This window comes from Streptomyces sp. NPDC047525, assembly GCF_040643025.1.
GTDB classification, from domain to species: domain Bacteria; phylum Actinomycetota; class Actinomycetes; order Streptomycetales; family Streptomycetaceae; genus Streptomyces; species Streptomyces durmitorensis.
Window position 1 is genome coordinate 535,582 of sequence record NZ_JBEYTL010000002.1, and the last position, 20,098, is coordinate 555,679.

The 20,098-nt window shown below is 67.8% G+C and carries 15 protein-coding genes; 3 read left to right on the forward strand and 12 right to left on the reverse strand.

The genetic code is table 11. The annotated features are described in order from the left end of the window. Nucleotides 1-249 precede the first annotated feature (249 nt). Nucleotides 250-4,122, forward strand: a complete 3,873-nt coding sequence (locus ABZ833_RS07315) for a DUF4157 domain-containing protein (protein ID WP_361042314.1) — start codon at nt 250-252, stop codon at nt 4,120-4,122. Nucleotides 4,123-4,355: 233 nt separating this feature from the next. Here the strand turns inward: ABZ833_RS07315 and ABZ833_RS07320 are convergent, their stop codons facing one another. Genes ABZ833_RS07320 through ABZ833_RS07370 form a run of 11 tightly spaced genes read right to left on the reverse strand, consistent with a single transcriptional unit; the run spans nt 4,356 to nt 15,621 of the window. Beyond that, nucleotides 4,356-5,951 (reverse strand): hypothetical protein, encoded by a 1,596-nt coding sequence (locus ABZ833_RS07320; RefSeq protein WP_361042316.1) that lies wholly within the window; start codon nt 5,949-5,951, stop codon nt 4,356-4,358. A 7-nt stretch (nt 5,952-5,958) separates the two neighbouring features. Next, nucleotides 5,959-6,633 carry a phage baseplate assembly protein V gene (locus ABZ833_RS07325; protein WP_361042319.1) on the reverse strand — a complete coding sequence of 225 codons (675 nt, stop codon included), beginning with the start codon at nt 6,631-6,633 and terminating at the stop codon, nt 5,959-5,961. After that, complete coding sequence (locus ABZ833_RS07330) at nt 6,633-7,718, reverse strand: contractile injection system protein, VgrG/Pvc8 family (RefSeq protein WP_361042322.1); 1,086 nt, start codon at nt 7,716-7,718, stop codon at nt 6,633-6,635. The genes ABZ833_RS07325 and ABZ833_RS07330 overlap by 1 nt, the downstream gene beginning before the upstream one ends. After that, nucleotides 7,711-7,884 carry a hypothetical protein gene (locus ABZ833_RS07335; protein ID WP_361042324.1) on the reverse strand — a complete coding sequence of 58 codons (174 nt, stop codon included), beginning with the start codon at nt 7,882-7,884 and terminating at the stop codon, nt 7,711-7,713. Before ABZ833_RS07335 ends, ABZ833_RS07330 begins: the two co-directional genes overlap by 8 nt. Next, nucleotides 7,881-9,242, reverse strand: a complete 1,362-nt coding sequence (locus ABZ833_RS07340; RefSeq protein WP_361042327.1) for a hypothetical protein — start codon at nt 9,240-9,242, stop codon at nt 7,881-7,883. Before ABZ833_RS07340 ends, ABZ833_RS07335 begins: the two co-directional genes overlap by 4 nt. Further along, nucleotides 9,242-9,751, reverse strand: coding sequence for a phage tail protein (locus ABZ833_RS07345; RefSeq protein ID WP_361042329.1), 510 nt, complete (start codon nt 9,749-9,751; stop codon nt 9,242-9,244). Before ABZ833_RS07345 ends, ABZ833_RS07340 begins: the two co-directional genes overlap by 1 nt. Further along, nucleotides 9,738-11,687: a phage tail sheath C-terminal domain-containing protein gene (locus ABZ833_RS07350; protein ID WP_361042331.1), complete on the reverse strand. Its 1,950-nt coding sequence runs from the start codon at nt 11,685-11,687 to the stop codon at nt 9,738-9,740. Before ABZ833_RS07350 ends, ABZ833_RS07345 begins: the two co-directional genes overlap by 14 nt. Next, on the reverse strand, nt 11,684-12,145 hold the full coding sequence (locus ABZ833_RS07355; protein WP_361042334.1) for a phage tail protein: 462 nt from the start codon (nt 12,143-12,145) through the stop codon (nt 11,684-11,686). Before ABZ833_RS07355 ends, ABZ833_RS07350 begins: the two co-directional genes overlap by 4 nt. 32 nt (nt 12,146-12,177) lie before the next feature. Next, nucleotides 12,178-14,040 (reverse strand): phage tail sheath subtilisin-like domain-containing protein, encoded by a 1,863-nt coding sequence (locus ABZ833_RS07360; protein ID WP_361042337.1) that lies wholly within the window; start codon nt 14,038-14,040, stop codon nt 12,178-12,180. A gap of 46 nt (nt 14,041-14,086) precedes the next feature. Then, the gene (locus ABZ833_RS07365) at nt 14,087-15,031 is read right to left on the reverse strand and encodes a hypothetical protein (RefSeq protein WP_361042339.1); all 945 of its coding nucleotides are present in this window, start codon (nt 15,029-15,031) and stop codon (nt 14,087-14,089) included. Then, nucleotides 15,028-15,621 carry a DUF4255 domain-containing protein gene (locus ABZ833_RS07370; protein WP_361042341.1) on the reverse strand — a complete coding sequence of 198 codons (594 nt, stop codon included), beginning with the start codon at nt 15,619-15,621 and terminating at the stop codon, nt 15,028-15,030. Before ABZ833_RS07370 ends, ABZ833_RS07365 begins: the two co-directional genes overlap by 4 nt. A gap of 118 nt (nt 15,622-15,739) precedes the next feature. Between ABZ833_RS07370 and ABZ833_RS07375 the strand changes: the two genes are divergently transcribed. Both ABZ833_RS07375 and ABZ833_RS07380 read left to right on the forward strand, forming a co-directional pair. Further along, nucleotides 15,740-16,639, forward strand: a complete 900-nt coding sequence (locus ABZ833_RS07375) for a hypothetical protein (protein ID WP_361042343.1) — start codon at nt 15,740-15,742, stop codon at nt 16,637-16,639. Nucleotides 16,640-16,700: 61 nt separating this feature from the next. Next, the gene (locus tag ABZ833_RS07380; RefSeq protein ID WP_361042346.1) at nt 16,701-16,940 is read left to right on the forward strand and encodes a hypothetical protein; all 240 of its coding nucleotides are present in this window, start codon (nt 16,701-16,703) and stop codon (nt 16,938-16,940) included. Between the two features lie 432 nt (nt 16,941-17,372). Here ABZ833_RS07380 and ABZ833_RS07385 read toward each other — a convergent pair whose 3' ends face one another. Next, nucleotides 17,373-19,577 (reverse strand): Ig-like domain-containing protein, encoded by a 2,205-nt coding sequence (locus ABZ833_RS07385; RefSeq protein WP_361042350.1) that lies wholly within the window; start codon nt 19,575-19,577, stop codon nt 17,373-17,375. Nucleotides 19,578-20,098 lie beyond the last annotated feature (521 nt).

The following is a 20,098-nucleotide window of genomic DNA, read 5'->3' on the forward strand; positions in this document are numbered from 1 at the left end:
CGGCGTCACCACAGCGTTCGCCGTTGCGCCGCACTGCAGTGTGTGACTTGCCTGTATGGCCAGCCGCCTACCGTTCTTCTGCTCGACACGGACAGCAGCCCGATCAGATACTCGCGGGTTGTCGCTCGGCGTTCTACTCGCCGGAAGTGGCCCGCGATCCGGGCAATTGGCTGGCCGACCGTCGGGGTGCGATTTCTACCTCGGCCCACCGGAGCGTGCAGCGTGAACTGCGCAACGCGGGAGTGGGATGTGCTGAAGTCGGCGCGTCCCGAAGCCGTCGCCCAAGACTCGGCACGGTTCCCCCCCACTGCATGGGTCATCGCCAGCCAGGTGATCGCTCCCCACCCGCTCTGGCCCATCTCCTCGGACCCTGACTGGATCTTCTTCAGCCCCTCACAACGCCTGCCGGATAACGGCGCGGTGACGTTGGTGGGCCAGCCTGAGGTGATGCGTCGCGAGATTGTCACACCATCGGGGTGGAAGGATCGCGCTGATGCGGCAGCTCATGCCCCGGAGCACGCCCGCGGAGACGGGCAAGACTACTCGCCCGATCATGCGCCCGGCGGCCTCGCCGACCAGATATCCCGCGTTCTGAAGGACTCGCCGGGGTCGCCACCACCGCCCGCTGACCGGGATGTTGTGGAGGCGCGCACCAACACGAAGGTTGACGCTGTCGTCCACGAAGGTCCAGCCGTGGATCGGGTGCTCCGTGGCTGGAGCGCCCGAGGAGCGGCTGTGGGGCGCCATCTGCTGATGCCCGCTGGTGCCTATGCGGACGTGCTCCGCCATGAGCTCACTCACGTCGCTCAGACCGGGAATCGCGACGTGGACCTGACCCGCGGAGTTTCGCTGGGTTCGCCGCAGGCGCCGGAGGAGCGTTCCACCGGCGACCGGCCCGCCAGTGTCTCCGATCCACAGGTGGTAAGGCGCAGGTTCGACATGTACGAGGGCCCGGAGGAGCGCCGGGAGCGTTGGATGCGCGCGGCGGAGGCGCGGCGCCGGGCCGAGGAGAGAACCGCAGCTTGGCACGCTTCGGCCGCGAGCCAGTCCGGCGGGGACCTGGCATCGATGGGGACGAGCCTGCGCGAGGACATTGATGCTAGCTATTTCGCGGTCGTGGGCGCGCGGCAACGTGTACTCGACAAGGCGGCAGCAGATCTTCCTGCAGGTCTCTCGACGGACATGGCAGCGGCTGCGGCGGGAGTGGAATTGATCTCCGGGATCCTGGGGCCCGACCGGACCGCCAACGTTCCACCAGACCTGCAGAACCTCGTACGAGACCGGCTGAACGCGTTCTACTGGGGCCTACGTTCGTGGGAAACGAAACGCTACCGCTACGCGGTTAGATTTGCGCACGACCAGCTCATGGTCTGGAAGATGAGCCAGATGCCCATCGCGGGGAGTCGATTCGCCGACCGTCGGCCGCCGCCGGACACCGAACCGCCACGTCCGCCTACGGCTGAGTTGACCAACCGCCGTACCCGTGCCCAGGCGGCGGCGGACGCCGCTCAATGGAGCACAGTGGTCGATGATTTCGCGCGCTCCACAACTCTGGTGGACGACTGGGCCATGAGGATGGCGGCCGAGGGCGCTCCCGAGGTGCAGGCACTTCAGCAAGCCATCGGCATGCACAAGCGGCAGGTCAGCCTGGCCGCCAGACACCCAATGGCGATCAAGATCCCGGCCGTGTTCTACGTTCGGGACGAGCGGGAGAGTGACGACCTCCCAATGGGAGCGAAGAGCTCCCCACCCGCCGTCGGCCATCCCTGGTTCTTCTACCTCTACCAGGAAGGCGCAAACTGGGTCCTCGAAGATCTGACAGCGGCCGACAAACGAGTCAATATCGAAGAGCCGACCCTTGCCGAAGCGATCGAAATCGTTCTGCGGACCACACATGGGCAGGACCAGCGAAAGGATCCGCCGGAAAGGCTCTGGCAACAACTGAACTCAAGATTGCGCTTCCCGAAGGGCGAGCTCCATCTCAAGCTTCCGTCGGGGAACGTCTACGTACTGGAGACCACTGCCTCGAGAAGTCTCTCCGACTATCTCGGGTTCGCCGCGATCGCTCTTGGGTTGATCTCGCTGACGCTGCTCACGGCCGGCGCTGGAACCGCTGCTGGAGTCGCGGCGATCGCTGCTGCTGGAGTGGGGATCGCGGGCACGGTAGCTGGCCTGGCCGAACTCCGCGAGCACGGGATGGCCACAAAGAGCGACTGGGCGCGGGCCGGACTGATGATCGCCGTAGATCTCGCAGGGGCGATGACTATCGGTCTGGGAAAGATCGCATCAAGTGCAGGAAAGGCCGGCGAGTTCGCGTCGGACGGGGCGCGACTCGCGGGCAGACTCTACGCCCCTATCGCCCGGCTCAGTGCTGCGCTTGATATCACTCAGCTCTTCGTGATGACGGACACCTTTGTCGAGCAGTACGTCGCGATTGGGTCCCAGGCTGGTCTCTCCAAGGATGAGCGCTACCAAGCCCGCCGGAGGCTCGTCCTGATGGGTCTTGCTTCAGGCGCCCTCTCGGTCTGGGCCATCCGCAGAACTATAAAGGACATTCGTGAACGCTCAATTCGTACGGACGAGCTCCTTCCCGGACAATGGATGCCGGGCCGCCCGGTTGCGGGACCACCGGCGCCTCCCAGTGTGCCCGCAGCCGACTACAGACTTGGCCGGGCTCGCGTCAACACCGATCCTCAGCTGGTCGATACCCTCGCGCCGGGGACGATCACCATTCAACTGCATCGCAACAAGGTCGGTCTGATCTCCGAGATAGGCATAGTGCACGGCCCCCGGCCGAAGGCTTCGTCAGCGCACGTCTGGGCCGCCGATCTCGCCCACCATCAACAGATCGCCGTCTACGCCCAGCGCTACAGCGGTCTCATCGGCGAGATCCGCGAGCTGATGGAACGCCTTGGCGCGAAGCTCGCTGGCCGTCCTCACGGGCCAATTCAGGCACAGCTGGATCTCGCCAAGCTGGAAAACCGGGTCTTGGACCGGCTGCGCCGTCTGGAGAACGGGCGCGGCCTGACCGAGGTCGAGATCAAGGGCTACGAACGCGACATAGAATCGTTCGCCAACCAGATCGAGGACCATCGTCGAGCGATCGCCCGCGGCGACGCGGCCACCGGCACCATCTCCCAACTGGGCACACCGGACGGTCACCCACTCGCTCCGCCCGGCTACAGCTACCATTTCGACACAGCCGCGCAGCGCTGGGTCGTCGTCGCCGGTCCCGGGAGTGGACCACGGCTGCACGTCGAATTGGATCCCAGCACGGGCTTGCCCACCGGCCGGTTCAGCAACCTCGACCAACTGGAGAGCCTGCACATCAACGGTCTCGACGCGCAGAATCCGGCGACGATCGAGCGTCTGCGATCACTCGGATACGCTGTCGAGCCTGGTACAAGCGTGATCCGGCCGCACGATTTGGTTGCGGGGGACGTTGTCCAATCGATGGCCCCGCTGCGTGTGGTCGATGGAAAGGTGCAGATCGCCCCGCGCATCCACCTGGACGCGAAGACTCTCGGCACGTCGACGGCGTACCGTAAGTTCTACGGCGGCCGCCTCGACGCCAATGAGATGGCTGTGCAGCACCGGGGAATGAATAGCGAGACGGCTTGGGTCGAGGTCGGTGCCGCCATCGTCCGAGGAGGCGACGAGCGGCTGCTGTACGCCGGATCCGTGTACAAGCTGGTGAAGTACATCCGTTACCACATCATTGGCCCGGGCACCGGCTCGGAACGGACGCGCATCTTCCTGGCCCCGGAGGCGGCCAACCAGTTCGCCAACCTTCAGATCGAAGATTTCATGAGACGGCTCCACCGTGTCGGCGGGCCTCAGCAAAAGATCTTCTTCAAGGTCCGGTATGCGACGTTCGATGGCAGCGAGTTGCGATCGTTCATCGATGGAATGCTGACAAGCGGGGACCAGAAGCTGCTGCGTGTCCTCGCCCGGCATGGCGGGAAGTTTGAGCGCGTGCTGAAGTCGGCCGCATACGAGATCCGAGTCGTGGACAAGAACGGCCAGGAAACTCTCTACCGAGCATCAATCACCATCGGACCGCCGGGAATGGGGCAATTGCAAACCCAAGCACCGACATTAGTCCTTACACCGGGTGGATGACGGCTATGACGGTGCGGTCAGGCTCCGCCCGAGCGGGGTATGGCAGCGCGGCAGCAGCATCCGTCGACCGGTGGCTTTGAGAGAGGCTCACTGCGGGGCGCTGAGGGGGCCAACTTGGATGATGGTTGGGGTTTTGGAACGATCGTCGTTGACAACGCCACGCGGGGACTGTAGATACTCACGGTGACACGGGGCTGCACTTCCGGCACAGGGAACCGGGAGGCAGTGATTCTTTACACGTTCTCACGCGGGCAGCGCGGGTCACGGGGGTGATCCTCGGCTTCGGTGGGCGCGGGGGAGTTGGCCTCCTCCGGATCCAGGGCGCTGATGTAGTCCTTCACCAACGCAGGACTGTCGCTGAAGATCGTCTTGTTCGTCTTGGTGTCCTTCGCCGTGCCCAGGGCGGCCGTAGCACGGGTAATCTCGAACACATCGTCCAGCTTCGAAGTGTCCGCCTGATCGGGGTGGAGCGGATCGAACGGCGGCAGTTTGGCAAGCGTCTCGCCCGCGCCGAAGTACCCGTCCAGCAGGGCGAATGCGTTTCCCGGAGCCGGTGTGCAGAAGCGCAGGGCGAGTAGCCACCAGAGCTGGAAGAGGAAGGTGACGATGGGTAGGAAGAGGGAGAAGACGAACATCGCCACGATCGTGAAGAGTTCGAGGGCGTAGGTGCAGCTTTCCGGTGCGGTGCCGCCGACCCTTCCGTTTTGGGGGCTGCCGTTGTTCGGGTCGAACATGAACTGTGATCCGGGTGGGCGGACGATCTCGACTCCGCCGGGGCCCGGGGGCTGTCCCGCTCGCGCTGCGACGGCCCGTAAGTCGGGTGCCGTGATGGTGACATGGCGGTTCTTCGTGCCGGTCGGGTCGTGGAACGGGGCCAGGCGGTAGCGATGGGTCGGTCCACTCCACCAGATCCTGGCGGGGCAGTGTTCGTGGCCGGTGGGGGGCTGCCTCCTGGCGAAGCAGCGCATCGTGTATACGGCACGGTCGTCCAGTTTGGGGTGCCCCGCCGCGTCCGTGTCGCCGGAAAAGGTCGGGACGACGCCGAACCAGAGCGACCGGTGCTGCGCTGCGGCACAGTCCTCCTGGTCCACCTGCCGCTGCCACATGGGCAGTTCCTGTTCGCCCGGTGCGAGTTCCGGAGGGTCGTCGGGAGTATCGGCTTTGACCTCCTGCCAGGCCCCGCGTCCGTCCGTGCCCACGGTCCATGCCTCTACGACATGGCGGGTCTGGATGGAAAACATGAGTGCCTCGTACTCGGCCGCGAATTCACCCCGGACGTCCGGGTCCGCGAGTACATCCGACAGGTCGCTGTCCCCCAGCGAGCCTTCCGGGAGTGGAGGCGTGCCCTTGTAGAAGGTGATCACCTTCCGGGCGAGTTCATGGATGGCCTTGGCGTCCTGGCCCTTGGGGTCGGGGCGCAGGACCGTCCGCTCCCTCCGCACGACGAACTGCACCTCGACGCCGGTGAGGTCGCCGGGGCTGGGCAGTCCGGGCTCGTCACAGAACAGCTCGACGGCCAGGGCGTAGAAGCGGTCGTGGCTCGGTTGGTAGAGCTTGCGCATGCCTGTGCGTACAAACGCGTGCGAGGAGAAGCGCGCTCTACCCTTGGCGAACTTCGGAAGGGTCCCGATGAAGACCGGATACGCCCAGACGTCGTCGGTGCGGTCGAACTTCAGAGAGTCGCGCGGGTCAGTGAGCAGGCGCTGGATGAATTCAGTGCTGTCGTACTTCTGGACGACCGGTGCTTGCGCCGAGGGATCGAAGGGGTTCTTCTTGCTGTCGCGTGCCAGGTCGTACCAGGGAGTACGCAGGACGTAGTCATGAGTCATGACGGCCTCACAGGATGTTGCCCGCGCCGGGCGTGTAAGCCGGAGACATCACCATCGTCTCGGCGATCAGGGTCGTGCACTTGACGATGCCGCTGAACGTCGACATCGCGGCGTCCACCTTGACCATGGGCGCTGTGACGTTCATCGAGACGTTGCCGGTGATGTCGACGGAGGTTGCGGTGAGTTTGACCGTGCAGCCGGTCGCGTGACGGATCGTCACCTCCTGGGTGGCGTTGTCCAGGACGACCTGGTGGCCGGACTCCATCGTGATGCGGACCTTGGCCGCGGCCGCCGAGTCGTCGAATTCCAGGCGGCTGCCGCGCCGGGATCGTAGTACGCGCAGGTTGTTGGCTCGAGTTGCGGTTTCCGGGAGGGCGGTGCGGCCGTTCCAGGTGGCGCCGACGATGTAAGGGCGGCGGAGGTTGCCGGCCTCGAAGGCGACGACTACCTGGCTGCCCACATCCGGAAGAATCTGCAGGCCCTGGTTGTCGTCGGCGTAGGGGCTGCACAGGGTTGCCCAGGCGCGGACATCGCGGTCGCCGTCCATTCCCAGCCAGGGGAAGCGGACCTCGATGCGGCCGAGGCGGTCGGGGTCGACGAGTTGGGTGACGAGGGCGGGATAGACGCCGAAGTAGGACGGCGCGGAGCCGTCGGGTGGGGTGGGTATGGCGGACAGGGCCATCAGGCCACCTCGTTGAGAGTCGGGCGCTCCGCCTCGAAGCGCGTGCGGAAGCCGTGGGTGTGGTCGAAGGTGTGCGTGAGACGCGTGACGTAGTAGCCGCCGCCGTCGAAGGGGGCGCCGATGTGACGGAGGTCGAGGCGGCTGCCCACGGTCATGTCGGGGGAGCCTCGAGTCACGCCCGTGACGGTGACGAAGCGGCGGCCGCGGCGCAGCATTTCGGCGCGGGCCCAGGCGGCGGCCTCGGCGGAGGTGAGGGCGGCCTCGCGTACGCGATAGGAAGTGCTGGTGCCCAAGGCGCGTTCGACCAGGCGGGGGCCGGTGCGGCCGCCCGTGACCTCGGCGTCGAGGGCGTCGGGCCCGGCCTGCTCGTCGATGACGGCCTCGCGCTGCGCGTCGTAGCCGGTGACGACGACGGCGCTGCGCTGGTGGGCGAGGTCGGCGCAGGCGCGTACCGACAGGAGCTGGTTGCCGTGGACCAGGGTGAGTTCGGTCCCCTCGCGGCTTGCGCGGTCGCGGAAGTGGAGTTCGTCCCCGGTGCACCAGAGTTCTGCCCGCACGAGACGCGCGCGCTCCCTCAGGAACGCCAAGTCGTTCTGGTTGAACTGCTGTACGACGTCGTAGCGCGGCCCGTCCGCGTCCGTGTCGGCCTTGAGGTTGTGCGCTGCCGCGATCTCGGCGGCTATGTCGGCATCGGTGGCGTTGCGGTAGGTCCGCATTCGCCGGGTCATGCGCAGTCGCATCAGCGCGTCCTCGGCGTACGCCACCACCAGGGGTGGCTCGCCGTCCCCGAAGACCGCCTCTATCGCCGAGAACGTGCCGTCGAACACGTACCGCTGCACACCCTCCGGGCCGATGCTGACCCGCACCTGTCGGCCGAAGTCGATGTGCGCGCCGTCGAGATGGAGCATCGGACCGGGCGGGCCGGGGGAGCCTCCGATCACCGCAAGGAGATGCGCCCGCATGGTGCGCAGGCCCCCCAAGCCCTCGCTGATCTCCAGCCGGATGCAGTCGCGGGCCATGGCCCGGACCAACTGGTCGTCCACCGAGAAGACCGGTGACACCAGGGCGTATTTCGGTTCAGTCATCGAAGTCCACCGCGCAGACCCGCCCGGCCAGCCATTCGGCCCGGCAGCGGATCTCCTGCCAACGTTCCTCTGCGGCCCATGGGTTGCCCGACTCGGCTTCGTGGGGTGCGTCGCCGGCCCCGGTGGGTACGACGTCGGAGTGCAGCTCGTCGATGTGGACGCTCATCCGGTCATCCCCCCTCCCGGTGCTGTTGGTTTCCATCGCATCGTGCTCGGCCGGGCGTCACGGCGGCGTTGCTCACGGTCCGCCCGCGCGCGGGAGTTGGTGGCCGGCGGCAGTTGCTGCCATGGGGCTGGGCCCGAGAGTCCGTCGGACGCGGCGGCCTCGTATGGCCGGGCGCGGGCGGCGAGACTGCGGCGGCCGCCCTCAGCGATGTCGGCCAGCGTCGGTGGGTGGACCCGGGCGTGCAGGGGAACGGCCCGGCCGTAGGTCAGGGACCGCGGGTCCACGGCCTCCGCATCCATCATGCTCACCGTCGCCTGCACGGGCGCGGCGAAGGCTGCCCGGGCGGCCGCCGCGGCCTGACCGGTGGCCTCGGCGGCGACCGTACGGACGGCCCGGGCGATCCCGCCGGCCTGGGACAGCGCGAACCCGGCGGCCTCCAGTGCGCCGGGAGCCCCGGCCGGGGCGGGGCCGGACGGCATGGGTGCGGCCAATCCCAGGGCCTGCGCCAGCCCTTCGGTGACCGAGGAACCGACCCCGGTGGCGAAGCCCGCGGCGCGGCCGACGCCCGCGTCCGTGGTCAGCTCTGGTCCGACCTGTACAGGGGCGCCGACCGGTAGCCCGAGCGGACTCTGCAACCCGTTCATCAGCGAGCGCCAGGCGGCCGGGTCGCCGCCGATGCGGGCAGCCAACTGTTGGGCGCTCTCGCCGTCCTGGGCTGTCTCGACCTTCTCGGGTTTGGCGGTTCCACTGCGGCCCGGGGCCGTGCCGGTGTCGTCGGATATCTGTGACGGCTGCTTGTTGCCGGGGGCGGACGCTGCCTTGTCGTTCCTGCCCCCGGGCCCGATGATGTTGCCCTCGTATGCGGGGTCCTGCTCGGTGATGCTGATGCTGAGCTTGGCCCGCAGAGGCGTGCCGTTGGGGGCGAAGTAGTCCAGTTCCTCGCTGATCTGGGTGACGATGCCGTCGAAGGCGAAGTTGCCCCAGCTGAAGCGGAGCACCGGGGGGGCCTTCAGACCCGTCGCTTTGGGCCTGACGAAGCGGCGCACTGTGGCCGTCAACCGCCGCACATCGTAAGGCTGGTTCGTTCCGGCCTCGTTCCCGACCTCCACCTTCTCGGCCGAGTCGTACTCCAGGTCGAAACTCAGGACGGCGGGCGCGACTGAGAAGTACTGCCGTTGCACCGTTTTGACGGTCTTCCCGCCGATGTCACGGGTGTTCTGGTACTGGATCCGCAGCGAGGTGGGATTGAACTGCACTTCGACCGCTTCGCCATCGGGCGTGTAACCCGGCGGGTCCGAGCCCTTGGCGCCGTGCGCCTTCTTCAGCTGCTGAATCGTGGCCGGCACCAGTTTGCTCATCAGGGCCCCATCCGAAGGCCTTCATGGACGATGTGCAGCTCCTCGATCGCGATCTCACCGGTCTTCGCGTTGAGGGTCGGACCGGATACCTTCTGCGGCAGGCCGCGTTCGAAGCGCCAGGTGGCCCGAGGCTCTTCGGTGGCAGGATCTTTGACCGTGATGAACCCGTCATAGCGCGGGACCGGCAGGACCCCGGCGACCATTCCCTGCAGCCAGTCCCACATTTCGGTATTGGCGGTCCGACCCGCGGCCGTGGTGAACAGCCCGCGTTTGAGCGTGATCGGCTGAAGCTTGACCCGGCCGACCCGCCGAATGATCCCATCGTTGCGGCCACCCTCCAGGTACTCCCGTATGTCGGCCTCCAGTTCGAGTCCCGAGCATTCTTGGAACGAGCCTTCGGCGAACCGCTCCTGGGCTGGGGCGGCGCCCGAGGAGGGGCTTCGGGTGAAGGTGACCTCAAACCGGAAGGTCTGGAGGATCCTGGTGTGCAAGGGCTCAGGAGAGGTCATCGCTATCCTCCTCCACGCGTACGCCGCCCTCCCCGTCCCCGGAGACCCGCAACACCAGGAACTCCAACGGCTCGGCGGGCGCCACTCCGACTTCGGCGACGAGTCGGCCGAGTGCGAGTGACTGGGGCGGGTTGACGTCGTCGCCGGTGCGTACGAAGAAGGCCTCCCGCTCGGTGTCACCGGCGAACGCGCCGCCCTCGTACAGGCCGCGCAGGAATATCTCGAGAGTGTGCCGCAACCGTTCGCGCAGGTCAGTTGTATTGGGCTCGAACACGATCCACTGCGACTGCCGGTCGAGAGCGAGCCGCAGCATCGTCATGAGCCGCCGCACGCTGAGTTGCCGGTACTCCGGGTCGGACGACAGAGTGCGGGCCGAAGTGAGACGGAAGCCGTCGCGCTCCGCGCGGTAGACGTTGATTCCCTGCGCGAACAGCGCGTCATGCTCGGCATCCCCGACCCGGACCGCGCCGAGCACCGCACCGCGCGCCAGTTCGTTGGCGGGGCCCCACGACAGTCCCAGCCCGCGTTCCCGGGCCGCGATGATGCCTGCCGCGAAGGCCGACCCCGGGACCGGCACCGGTACCCCGGACACATCCACGACGGCGAGCCAGGGGTGGTACGCGGCGGCGTAGGCGCTGTCGAACTCGGTCCGCCAGCGTGCAACCGCTCGCGTGCCCAGCCCGGGCGGCACGTCCAGGAGCGCGGTGAACCGGCGATGGTGTTCCGCCAGGGCGACCACTCGGAGCTGCCGCTCGGTGATCGCATCGAGGTCCTTGGGGATACGGGCGTCCAGCAGCCGCATCTCCGGGCGTGGCCGTACGTATGGGGTGGGGACCGGAGTCGCGCACGGACCGTGCGCGGCGTCCGCCCAAGGGTCCGGTTCGGGGCCCGGGACGGCCCAGGACCAGAGCAGGTCTGGGACAGCGAGCAGGCCGATCTCGGTCGTTCGGGCCAGCCGGTCCACTCCGTGGTGCTCGCGTTCGTTCAGAGGGTCGTCGTCGGGGGGATTGTCTGGGCGGCCGTCGAAGAAGGCGTCACCGGCCAGTTCGCCGTAGCGGTCACGGCCGTCCCGTATCAGGCAGGCGGCCACTGTGGGCAGGAGCGAGCCGGGGGGCGCCAGCGGTGCCTCCGGTATTTCGGACGCCACCAATAGGGACTCCTCCTGCACGATCCTGCCGAGGAATCGCGGATGACCGGGATGTAGACCGAGCCCCCTGAGGCGTTCTTGGCGCCTGAAGGTGCGGTCGCCGTCGTCCACGAAGAACACGGCGGTCACCACCTCTGCCGCATTGACTCTGCCCGGCAACGGCCGGTCCAGAGTCGCGGTCCTGCGCCGTCGGCCGAGCCGGGTGAGCCGTCGCTCCACCTTCTCCACCCACCGGAATTCCCCCGGCACCGGCATTCCGGGCCCGCGCAGCCGCAGTAGTGTGCCTCGCGGAACCTCCGTCCCCTCCGGAAGCGGTAGGTCTTCCTCGCCCGGTTCCAGCAGCGGGTCGGTGATGTCGGCCACCGGCCGGAAGCGCAGGGTGACTTCGTACTCCAGCCGCAGCGTGAGCCCGTTCCCCCACGTCCCCCAGTCCCGGGCGGTGAACCGCACCGGATCGCCCCGGCCGTCCTTCACCGTTTCCAGTTCATAGCGCGCCCGGCCGTCATCCGGCTCGGTGTCACGTGGTCCGACGCGCAGGACGTACGCCCGCTCTCCGCCCTGCTCGAAGAAGACCGAGACCGCGTGCGGCAGCAGTCCGGGGCCTTCGAAACCGCCGAACCGGAACTGGTAGTCGCTCCAGCTCCGTACGAGCACCGGCTCGTCGACCGGACCGCGCGGCGCGACCCCGGCGAAGCCCGCCACGTCGAGCCGGACCGGCCGCAGTGACCGGTCGATCCGCTCCTGTACGCGGTAGATCCCGGGAGTGCCGAGTCGCAGTCCGGCGGTCACGGCGAGGTGAACACAATGCTCTCGGCGACGAGTTGGAGCTCCTCCATCGCCACCTCGCCGCCGCCCTTGCCCGCCAGGGTGGGCCCCACCCACTTCTTGGGCTGAGCGGCCTCCAGCTTCCAGCGACAGATGGTGCCGGCGCGTGACTCGTCCTGCAGCGAGATGATCACCGTGCGGGGCTCGAACCGGCCCTCGCGGGTGGCCGTCAGCCACTCGAACAGCCGGGTGTCGCCGATCAGTCCGCGTTTGAGCGTCACATCGTCCGTCGTGTTGGTGTTGGCGACCTTGCGCACATGGTTGTCCTTGTCGTTGCCGCCGCGGTATTCGGAGTACTTGATCTCGTTGCCGAGCCCGCTCACGTCGGAGAAGCCTCCGACGAGCTGGGCGTCGTCCCAGCTGTCGCCCAGTTTCACCAGGAAGTTGAACGCCCCGTACGGGCTTTCCGCACGCACTGCCATGGCTCCGTCTCCGATCTGTCCGGCTGCTGTGGTCAACTGCGTTGCGCGTCGGCGGTCCACTGGCCGATGCGGAAGATGACGAACTCGGCCGGGTAGGTCGGTGCCACCCCTATCAGGCAGATCATCCGCCCGTTGTCGAGATCGTTCTGGGACATGGTGGTGCGGTCGCAGCGCACGAAGTACGCCTCCTCGGGCCGGGTGCCCATCAGCGCCCCGGTACGCCAGACCACGAGGAGGAAGTCCTCGATGGACTGCCGGATGGAGGCCCACAGCCGCTCGTTGTTCGGCTCGAACACCGCCCACTGGGTCGCACGCTCGATGGAGTGCTCCAGATAGATGAACAGGCGGCGGACGTTGACGTACTTCCATTCCGGATCGGAACTCATGGTCCGGGCGCCCCACACACGGTTGCTGCGACCTTCGAAGAACCGGAGCGCATTGATGCCCTCGGGGTTGAGCAGTGATTGCTGGTCGTAGTTGACCTTGTGCTCGAACTCGGTGATGCCGAGCACCACTTCATTGGCCGGTGCTTTGTACACGCCTCGTTCGGCGTCGCTGCGCGCATAGATCCCTGCGATGAACCCGGACGGTGGCAGTGTCACGATGGGTGTCGGCGTGCCCGGTTCGGGCACTGCGTTCGGGTCGGTGATCTTTACCCATGGGTAGTAAAGGGCGCCGTATTTGGTGTCGAATCGGGCACGGAATTCGCGTACTTCGGAAATCGAGCTCTCCTTCGGCGGATCCACGATCGCGATCCTGTACCGCAACCTCTCGCAGTGCTCGATCAGCGCGTCCACGACCTGCTTGGATTCGGCGTCGGTTTCCAAGCGCACCGTGTCGGGCATCGCGACGACCGCGATGTCGTCGATACTGGCGAGCGCCTGCAGACCGGTTGCCGCGATCGAGGCGTTCTCCGGGTCGGCTTCTTCTCCCCTGAGATCGGCCGGTCGCAGGGCCGTCTCGCCGTCGCTGCCCCCGGACAGGAATCCGCTGCTCTCGGGGAGCAGGAGCGCTTCCAAGAGCTGTGCGGGCGTCGGTTGTCCGTTCACGTGGAGCCAGACGAGGGAGAACTCGTCGGCCGGGTCGACCAGTTCGAGGACCTTGCTGATGGAACGGGTGCTGCGTCGATCGGCCGCGAGGTCGTTGTAGACGTCCACCCGGCGCTGTCCCATCGACACCGTGACTGCGAGCCGAATGGGGAAGGCCGCCTGGCCGGCGGGCAGTTCCAGTCCGCTTCCGCCTTCGAGCCTGAGCTCTCCGTCGGCGGGGTCCCGTACCACGACACGCAGGTTCGCCAGCAGCGGCGGTTGGCCGTCGGGCAGCTGCACCGGGCGGCCGGCGTCGAGCGGGGCCAGTTCGACGAGGGTGCCCACACGCACACCGGTGAGGCTCGGGGCCGGTGAACTCCCCGAGGAGATCAAGGCATTCTTGCCTCGCTGGAAGTCGGTGTCGACCTTGATCTCGCGTCCGGCCTGTCCCGGCCACCGGGCACGCCACTGTGCCACCGGCGTGGCGCCCGTGCCGACGTCACGACGGGCGAAGCATTCGTCGATCCGGTCGGCGTCGACACCGGTCCCGGCCCGGAACCACGGGAAGACGCGGGCGATGTACAGCCGGCGGCCACCGTTGGCGAAGAATGCCCGGACGGCCAGGGCAAGGTAGTTGGTGTCTCCGGACACTTCCTCGAGGCCACCGAATGCGCGCTCGAAGTCCGCGAAGCTGCTGAGGGGCGGAGGGGGCGCGAGAACGGGCCGAATGTCCTCGTCGCCGTCCGTGCCGGTGAAGGTCAGCGTGTGCGGTACCGGACCGTAGCGCGTCAGCCCGGCCATGCCACAGGTACTCGTGGATACGCCCTCGATCGTCTTGGAGCGGAAACTGGTCTCCTCGACGTACACGCCGGGGGTCAAATACTCGGGCATGCGCGGACCTCCTCGGTCGCGTTCAAGGGCTGAACAGGAAGGGCGTGGGCTCGGATCGCATGCCGCCGACCGGGACGCGGACCCGGCGGTCGGCGGACGACTGCTGATATCCCGGAGGCGGAGTCTCACCGCGCATCAGAGCGGTGTCGAGATCAGCTTCGGTCGGCGGTGGGGCGCCGGCAGCGCGGGGCACGGGCTCGACAGGTAGCCTGGACAGCCGGTCCTCGTCGCCCGCCGCCGGGGAGGGCGCGGGCACCGGCACCGACGCGGGTACCGGCGCCGGGCCGAAGACGACGATCCGCAGGAGAACTTCCCTCCGCAGCGCCAAGTCGACGTCGCCGAGTGTCGTCACGACCAGCAGGAACTCACCGCGCTCGTCGCCGTGCGCCCGCCCCACGATGACTTCGTCGGGTGGCTGGTCCTCGATCCGTGCTTCGACCCGGGCCCAGGGCAGGGGACCGGCGGCGTCGCGGACGCGTCCACGCAATCCCGTGACGCCCCGTGGCAGGACGTACGCGCTGCCCGGCAGTAGCCGGGGGCGCAGCAGCCGGGAGCGCACCGGAATGTGCCCGCCCGCGGCCTCCGCGGCCTCGACCTCGGCCAGTGTCCACAGCGGTACCGCCAACCTCCGGGGTACGAACCGTCGCGAGGGGTCGTCGATGCGTACGACGACCGGCGCCGGGGCAGGAGGAACGCCGTTGCGCGGGGGCGGGACCGGGCGTCGCCGCAGCTCGTGCCGGAGCCGATACCGTCCAGTGCTGCTCGCCTCCAGTGGAAGGTCGGTGCGCCGAAGCATGGGGTCGAGCCCTTGCCCGCGGTGGCGTCGGCGCGGCTGATCCGGGACTTCCCGGCCCACCCGGACCGCCGTACCCACCGCGCGGCCGGTGACGGCGTCGACGGTCTCCACGCCCAGCGCCAGCCGGTGCAGCAGTACGGTGTGAGTGACGAGCTCGCCGCCAGAGGTCATGGGACCACCTGCGCCATCTCCGCGGAGACCGTGGCGACCCGCTCGCCCTCGCCCGCGGGGCGCCCTTCGATGAGAACGACACGGGCCACGTACGGCAGGCACAGCCGGAAGTCGGCGGTCAGCGCCTGGAAGGCTTCGCTCATCGAGTCCAAGGCGAGTTCGTCGGGCACCACCTGGATCGAGTCCCCGGGCCGCCAGAGCCCGCTCGGATGCAGTAGCGGGCCGGTGAGGACGGGCTCGCTCTCCAGAACACGTACCGCGAGACCGAGATACTCCAGTTCGAACTCGACATTCCCGTCCCACGCGGAGACCAGCAGGTGCATGCGCAGCGGCAGCCGCGGCACCCCGTCGGCTCCGGCGACCGCGGACCAGCCGGCACGGGTCTCCCGGTCCACGGACAGTCGATAGCAGTACACCGACACCGCGGGAAACTGGATCGCCGCGCCAGGTGTGTCCACGGTGCTCAGGTCACCGGTGCCGACCAGCACAGCGTTGGGTCGGCGTAGTCCCGGCAGTTCCTCCTCGAAGCGCAGTTTGAGCAGCGCGACGATGCTGCGTCCTACGGCGGCGAGAGCCTGGTGTCCGGCCATGCCGCCGATACTCCGTACGTCTCGTCACCGCAGCGTCGCCGAAGTCCATGTCCCGTTCGGCGACGCTGAGGTGACGCGGCTGCACAGACACTTCGCCTGACCGGTCGAAGGAGGAGTGATGGCCACCACCCATGGGGACCCGCGCAAGCCCGGCCACCGCAGTAGCGACGCGCAGCCGAAGCCGTGCGCGGACTGCGATCCAAACGGCCTGGACACGCTCAAGTGCGATGCCGAGGGCGTCAAGAAGCAGGCGGAAGTTACGACCTCCGCCGCGGCGAAGCTGGCGGAACGCCGCACAAAATATGACGCGGCGAGGGCCAAGTACACCCAGGCACGTGAGGATGCGGCGAAGGTCGTGGAGGAGTCTGGTGTCCAGCTCGCCCAGCTCTTGGAGCGGCTGAAATGCACGATCGACGACGAGCGCATCGTCACACGCATGAAGCGTGCCCACCAGAGTGTGCAGGCAAAGCTCGAAGAATGTGGTGCGCCTGGAGGCTGTTGCGCTGATGACGAATGTGATTTCGACGCGAATACCGCCGGTGTGGCGCTCAGTGAGCTTTACGCTCGCCGTGCTGACATCGGACGTCACACCACGCAGGCGGAGAAGTGTTTTGACGATCTGATCGGTGAGCCGGAGGAGCTCACGAAGCGGACCACGGCGATCAAGGACGAGCTCGCGAAGATCAGTGAAGCGATGGGCAAGGGCGAGAAAGGCTACGCACTTGTCCGGCTGTACGCGCGCCTGCTGGTCGTAAAGCAGTGGCTGATCGATGTGTGGCGAGGCTTCTCGAGCTCGAACGACTACGTCAACTGCCTCTGCAAGGCGCTCACTTGCTCACTCAAGGGGTGGCAGGCGCTCGCGGTCATCGAGGGCGCGATCGCCAAGGCCGAGTGCCAGGAAGAGGCTGCGGAGGACCGGTGCGCGGAACTTCAGCAGAGCCTCGTCGAAGAACTGCTTGCTGAATACTCCAAGCTGCTCAAGCAGGGCGGTGACGGCGAGGACGACGATCAATCCTGAAGGCGTTCCCGGCGATCAATGGGCGAGAGGCAGCGCTGAGCTGAGTTGGCCGACTGTGCCGTTGAAACGTCTGACCCGCACGGAACGCGCCTCCGGGTTGGCCAAGCGCCCCTACAATCTGCGGCACGCGGGGAGCTTCTTCTGGCTGTACTCCGGTGTGGACCCGGCCGAATGCGCTCGCCGGGCGGGCCAGAGCATCGAGGTCCTCTTCCGCCACTACGCCAAATTCTTGGACGGCGTCCGGGAGCAGGCTAACCGCGTCATCGAGCGGTCCATACAGGAATGGGACCGCGTCAACTAGGGCTCACCGGCCTGCGGGATGAGCTGGAAATTGGACCGGGAATAGACCGGAACTACTGGTCAGGACTGGGAGACCGGCGGGGGAAACTGGGAGGGACCACGCATACAGGGCCACGCTGTGACCCAATCGAGCTGAAGGCGCCTGACGGGCAAAGGGCCAGGTCAGGCGCCTTCCCTCCTGGTCCTAGAAGAAGCCGAGCTTCTGTGCCGAGTACGACACCAGCAGGTTCTTCGTCTGCTGGTGGTACACACTGGAACTCGCTCTTGACCTGCGGCAAAGAGCGGAATCACTTGCTGTGGAGCCGAGTTTGTCCGCGCTTGGCCCGGATCGTGGCCCGCGGACCCTGCCGACCGCGAGTGCCACATGCGCCGGACACGCATATGGCAGCCCCACGTATGCCGGGTCAGTGCCCGGCCGACTCGCCTCTCGGCGTCACACCCTGGGCCTGAGCAGGGTGATCTTCGAAGCGCCCAGTTCCGTGACGTACAGGGTGCCCTTGGCCGTGTCCTCCGTGACGTCCAGCGGCTGCTGGAATCCGGTGAACCCGGTGATGCCCGTCGTGGGCGCCGACAGCTTCCCCTGCGCGTCGACGCCGAACACCTCGATGTCCTGGCCGCTGCTGTAACGGACCACGAGGAGCTTGCCCTTGAGCGAGCCGCCGAAGGCGTTGCCGCGGTACTCGACGACCCCGTCGGCAGAGGCGTGCAGTCCGGCGTCGTACATGCCGGCCGCGTCCAGGTTGCGGTCCGGCTGGGTGCCCACCGGGTAGCCGGTGACCTCGAAGGGACTCGTGCCCGACGTGGGATTGCCCCCGGCCAGCACCCACTCGCAGCGCGCCGGGTTCGGGTGCCCGTAGTAGCGGTTCTTCTTGACGTCGAAGACGTAGTCGGTCTCCGCCACGGGGTTGGACGTGATCCCCGGCACGGTCGGACCTGTGTAGGCCCCGGCCGTCGCCGCGTCGATCCGGCGGGAGCAGGCGGCGGGCAGCGGTGTGGGCGTGGCGGGCGTGTTGCCCCCGGCCGCGGACCCGTTGGTGGGTGTGTAGAGGTGGCCGTTGGTGTGCCACACCAAGTCGTAGGCGTTGCGTACGCCCGTCGCGTAGAGGGTCAGTGGTGCGTTGGCGGCGAACGGGTCGTATGTTCCCGGGCTCTCGGTCCGCACGTCGACGGCACCGGATGCCGGAAGCTTGGCCGGGTCGAGGCGCAGCACGGCGGCGTTGAGCAGGTGTTCGGGGCGGTTGCCCCACGCCGGGTCGGCGGCGCCCATGGCGTTGTTGGCACCCTGCGTCACGTAGAGGGCGCCGTCAGGGCCGAAGGCCAGGGAGTTGGTCTCGTGGTCCTTCACGGACCGGGGCAGACGGCTGATCACCTCGGTGTACGTGCCGAGCCCTGGACCGCTCAGCCTGGCGATGCTGCTCGACCAGTCCGGCTCGTTCGGGGTGCCTCCGGCGTACATGGTGTTGGAGGTGATCCACAGCACCGGGGCGGCCGCCGTGGAGGAGGGGTCGAACGCCATCCCGATGACGGAGCGGTTGGGCGCTCCGGGTAGACCGCGGGCCGTCGCGTCCGTGCGCACGGTCGAGATCGTCTCCGCCCCGCTCAGGGTCCCGTCGGCGGCGATGGCGTACCGCACGATGTATCCGTCGAGCGTGGACGCGTACAGCTTGCCGTCTGGGCCCTTCACCACGGAGGCGAAACTTCTACCCGTTGCCGACGTGGCCACCTTGTCGAACGCGATGGTGCCGGTGCCGGTGCCCGCCCCGGTGGTGAACACCGAGCTCCATGGTGTGAAGCTCCGCCCGTCCAGGTCCCGGGCGCCGCTGGTGACCGAGAAGCGGTAGCGGGTGTTCGCCTTGAGTCCCGTCGTCGGCGACAGGTTGATGACGTCGCCGCCGCCGCTGGTGATCACGTGGGCGGGCACGGTGGTCCCGGTCGCCGACTCCTTGAGGGTGACCGTGCTGGCGGTGAGGGTCGCGGCGTCGACGCCGGGGCCCACCAGGCGGAGGTCCGCGACGACGCTGCCGGTCGGTGCCGCGCCGGTCGCCGTGTTCGCCGGGGTCACCGTCCTGACCTCCGGGTGAACGGCGGAGTCGGCGAGCGGGGCGATGGTCACGTACGCGATCTTCGTGTTGCTGCCCCCGAGCGGGCTGATCGTCAACCGGCCGTCCGCCACGGTCGGTTGAACGGTCCTGGTCTGGTACTTGGTGGTGGACGTGGGGACGAACCCGTCGACCGCGTTCTGGTTCTCGACCTGGAGCGCGTGGGAGCTGTCCACGCTCGTGGCGTCGCCCACGGCGACCGTCACCGTGTAGGTGCCGTTGGGCACGGCGATCTCCCACCGGCCCGGGGTCTTCACGCCGGCCGACGAGGCGGGCAGCTGCATGTGCACGAGGGTGGCGAGGAGCCGGTCGGGCTCGGCGGTGCCTCTGTCCCGGCCGTTGCCCGTCAGGTCGAGCGGGGTGGTGTTGGTCAGCCCCACCCAGCCGTAGGTGAGGCCGGTGCCCTGGTTGGCGCCGGAACGGGCGCCGAAAGCCTGCCCGTAGTCGAGTGCGTAGCCGCTCACCGGCACGGTGGTGGCGGTACCGAAGTCGATCTTCGTTGAGAAGGTGGTGTCCGCCCGCGCCTCTGGGGGAGCCACCAGGACGACACCTATGAGGGACAGGGCCAGCAGGAAGCCTGCCGCGCGGTGTGATGGTCCGCTCCGTGAGTGACTGCGTCTGCGAAGGCGTAATACGGTCACGGTCTTCTCCCGTCGAGAGTCGAGCAGGGAACACGCCCCGTGACGTGGCGACCGGTGCCGGAACAACCGTTGGGTCGGCGCCGACCGAGAATGCCCGTCACCGCGCCCGGGGCCTTGCCGTGCCCATGACTGCCCTGGTCATGGCGGTCCAAGCGGCGGCCGCGCCGGGCGCGCGATCGGCCTGCGACCCGCCTGCCGCGTGGACGCCCGCGACCTGCTGGGTTCCGATGAACCTCTGCCTCCACAAGCGCATTTGGAGTGCTGTGGGCACGACACCTATGTGTGGGGCCCCTACTGATGAGGTATCAGTGCGCGTCAGCCTGTGCGCTTCCGCGAGCATGCGCGGCGCCTCGATGGACGGCGGCCCACGACGGTGAATGCGGCGAGGGGTGCACCCGCTCGCCGCGCGGCTGCGGAGA

Excerpts from the sequence above, each read along its gene's own strand:
- ABZ833_RS07320 (WP_361042316.1), bottom strand. The coding sequence starts at position 5,951 with ATGACTCATGACTACGTCCTGCGTACTCCCTGGTACGACCTGGCACGC.
- ABZ833_RS07325 (WP_361042319.1), bottom strand. The coding sequence starts at position 6,633 with ATGGCCCTGTCCGCCATACCCACCCCACCCGACGGCTCCGCGCCGTCC.
- ABZ833_RS07330 (WP_361042322.1), bottom strand. The coding sequence starts at position 7,718 with ATGACTGAACCGAAATACGCCCTGGTGTCACCGGTCTTCTCGGTGGAC.
- ABZ833_RS07335 (WP_361042324.1), bottom strand. The coding sequence starts at position 7,884 with ATGAGCGTCCACATCGACGAGCTGCACTCCGACGTCGTACCCACCGGG.
- ABZ833_RS07340 (WP_361042327.1), bottom strand. The coding sequence starts at position 9,242 with ATGAGCAAACTGGTGCCGGCCACGATTCAGCAGCTGAAGAAGGCGCAC.
- ABZ833_RS07345 (WP_361042329.1), bottom strand. The coding sequence starts at position 9,751 with ATGACCTCTCCTGAGCCCTTGCACACCAGGATCCTCCAGACCTTCCGG.
- ABZ833_RS07355 (WP_361042334.1), bottom strand. The coding sequence starts at position 12,145 with ATGGCAGTGCGTGCGGAAAGCCCGTACGGGGCGTTCAACTTCCTGGTG.
- ABZ833_RS07365 (WP_361042339.1), bottom strand. The coding sequence starts at position 15,031 with ATGACCTCTGGCGGCGAGCTCGTCACTCACACCGTACTGCTGCACCGG.
- ABZ833_RS07370 (WP_361042341.1), bottom strand. The coding sequence starts at position 15,621 with ATGGCCGGACACCAGGCTCTCGCCGCCGTAGGACGCAGCATCGTCGCG.
- ABZ833_RS07375 (WP_361042343.1), top strand. The coding sequence starts at position 15,740 with ATGGCCACCACCCATGGGGACCCGCGCAAGCCCGGCCACCGCAGTAGC.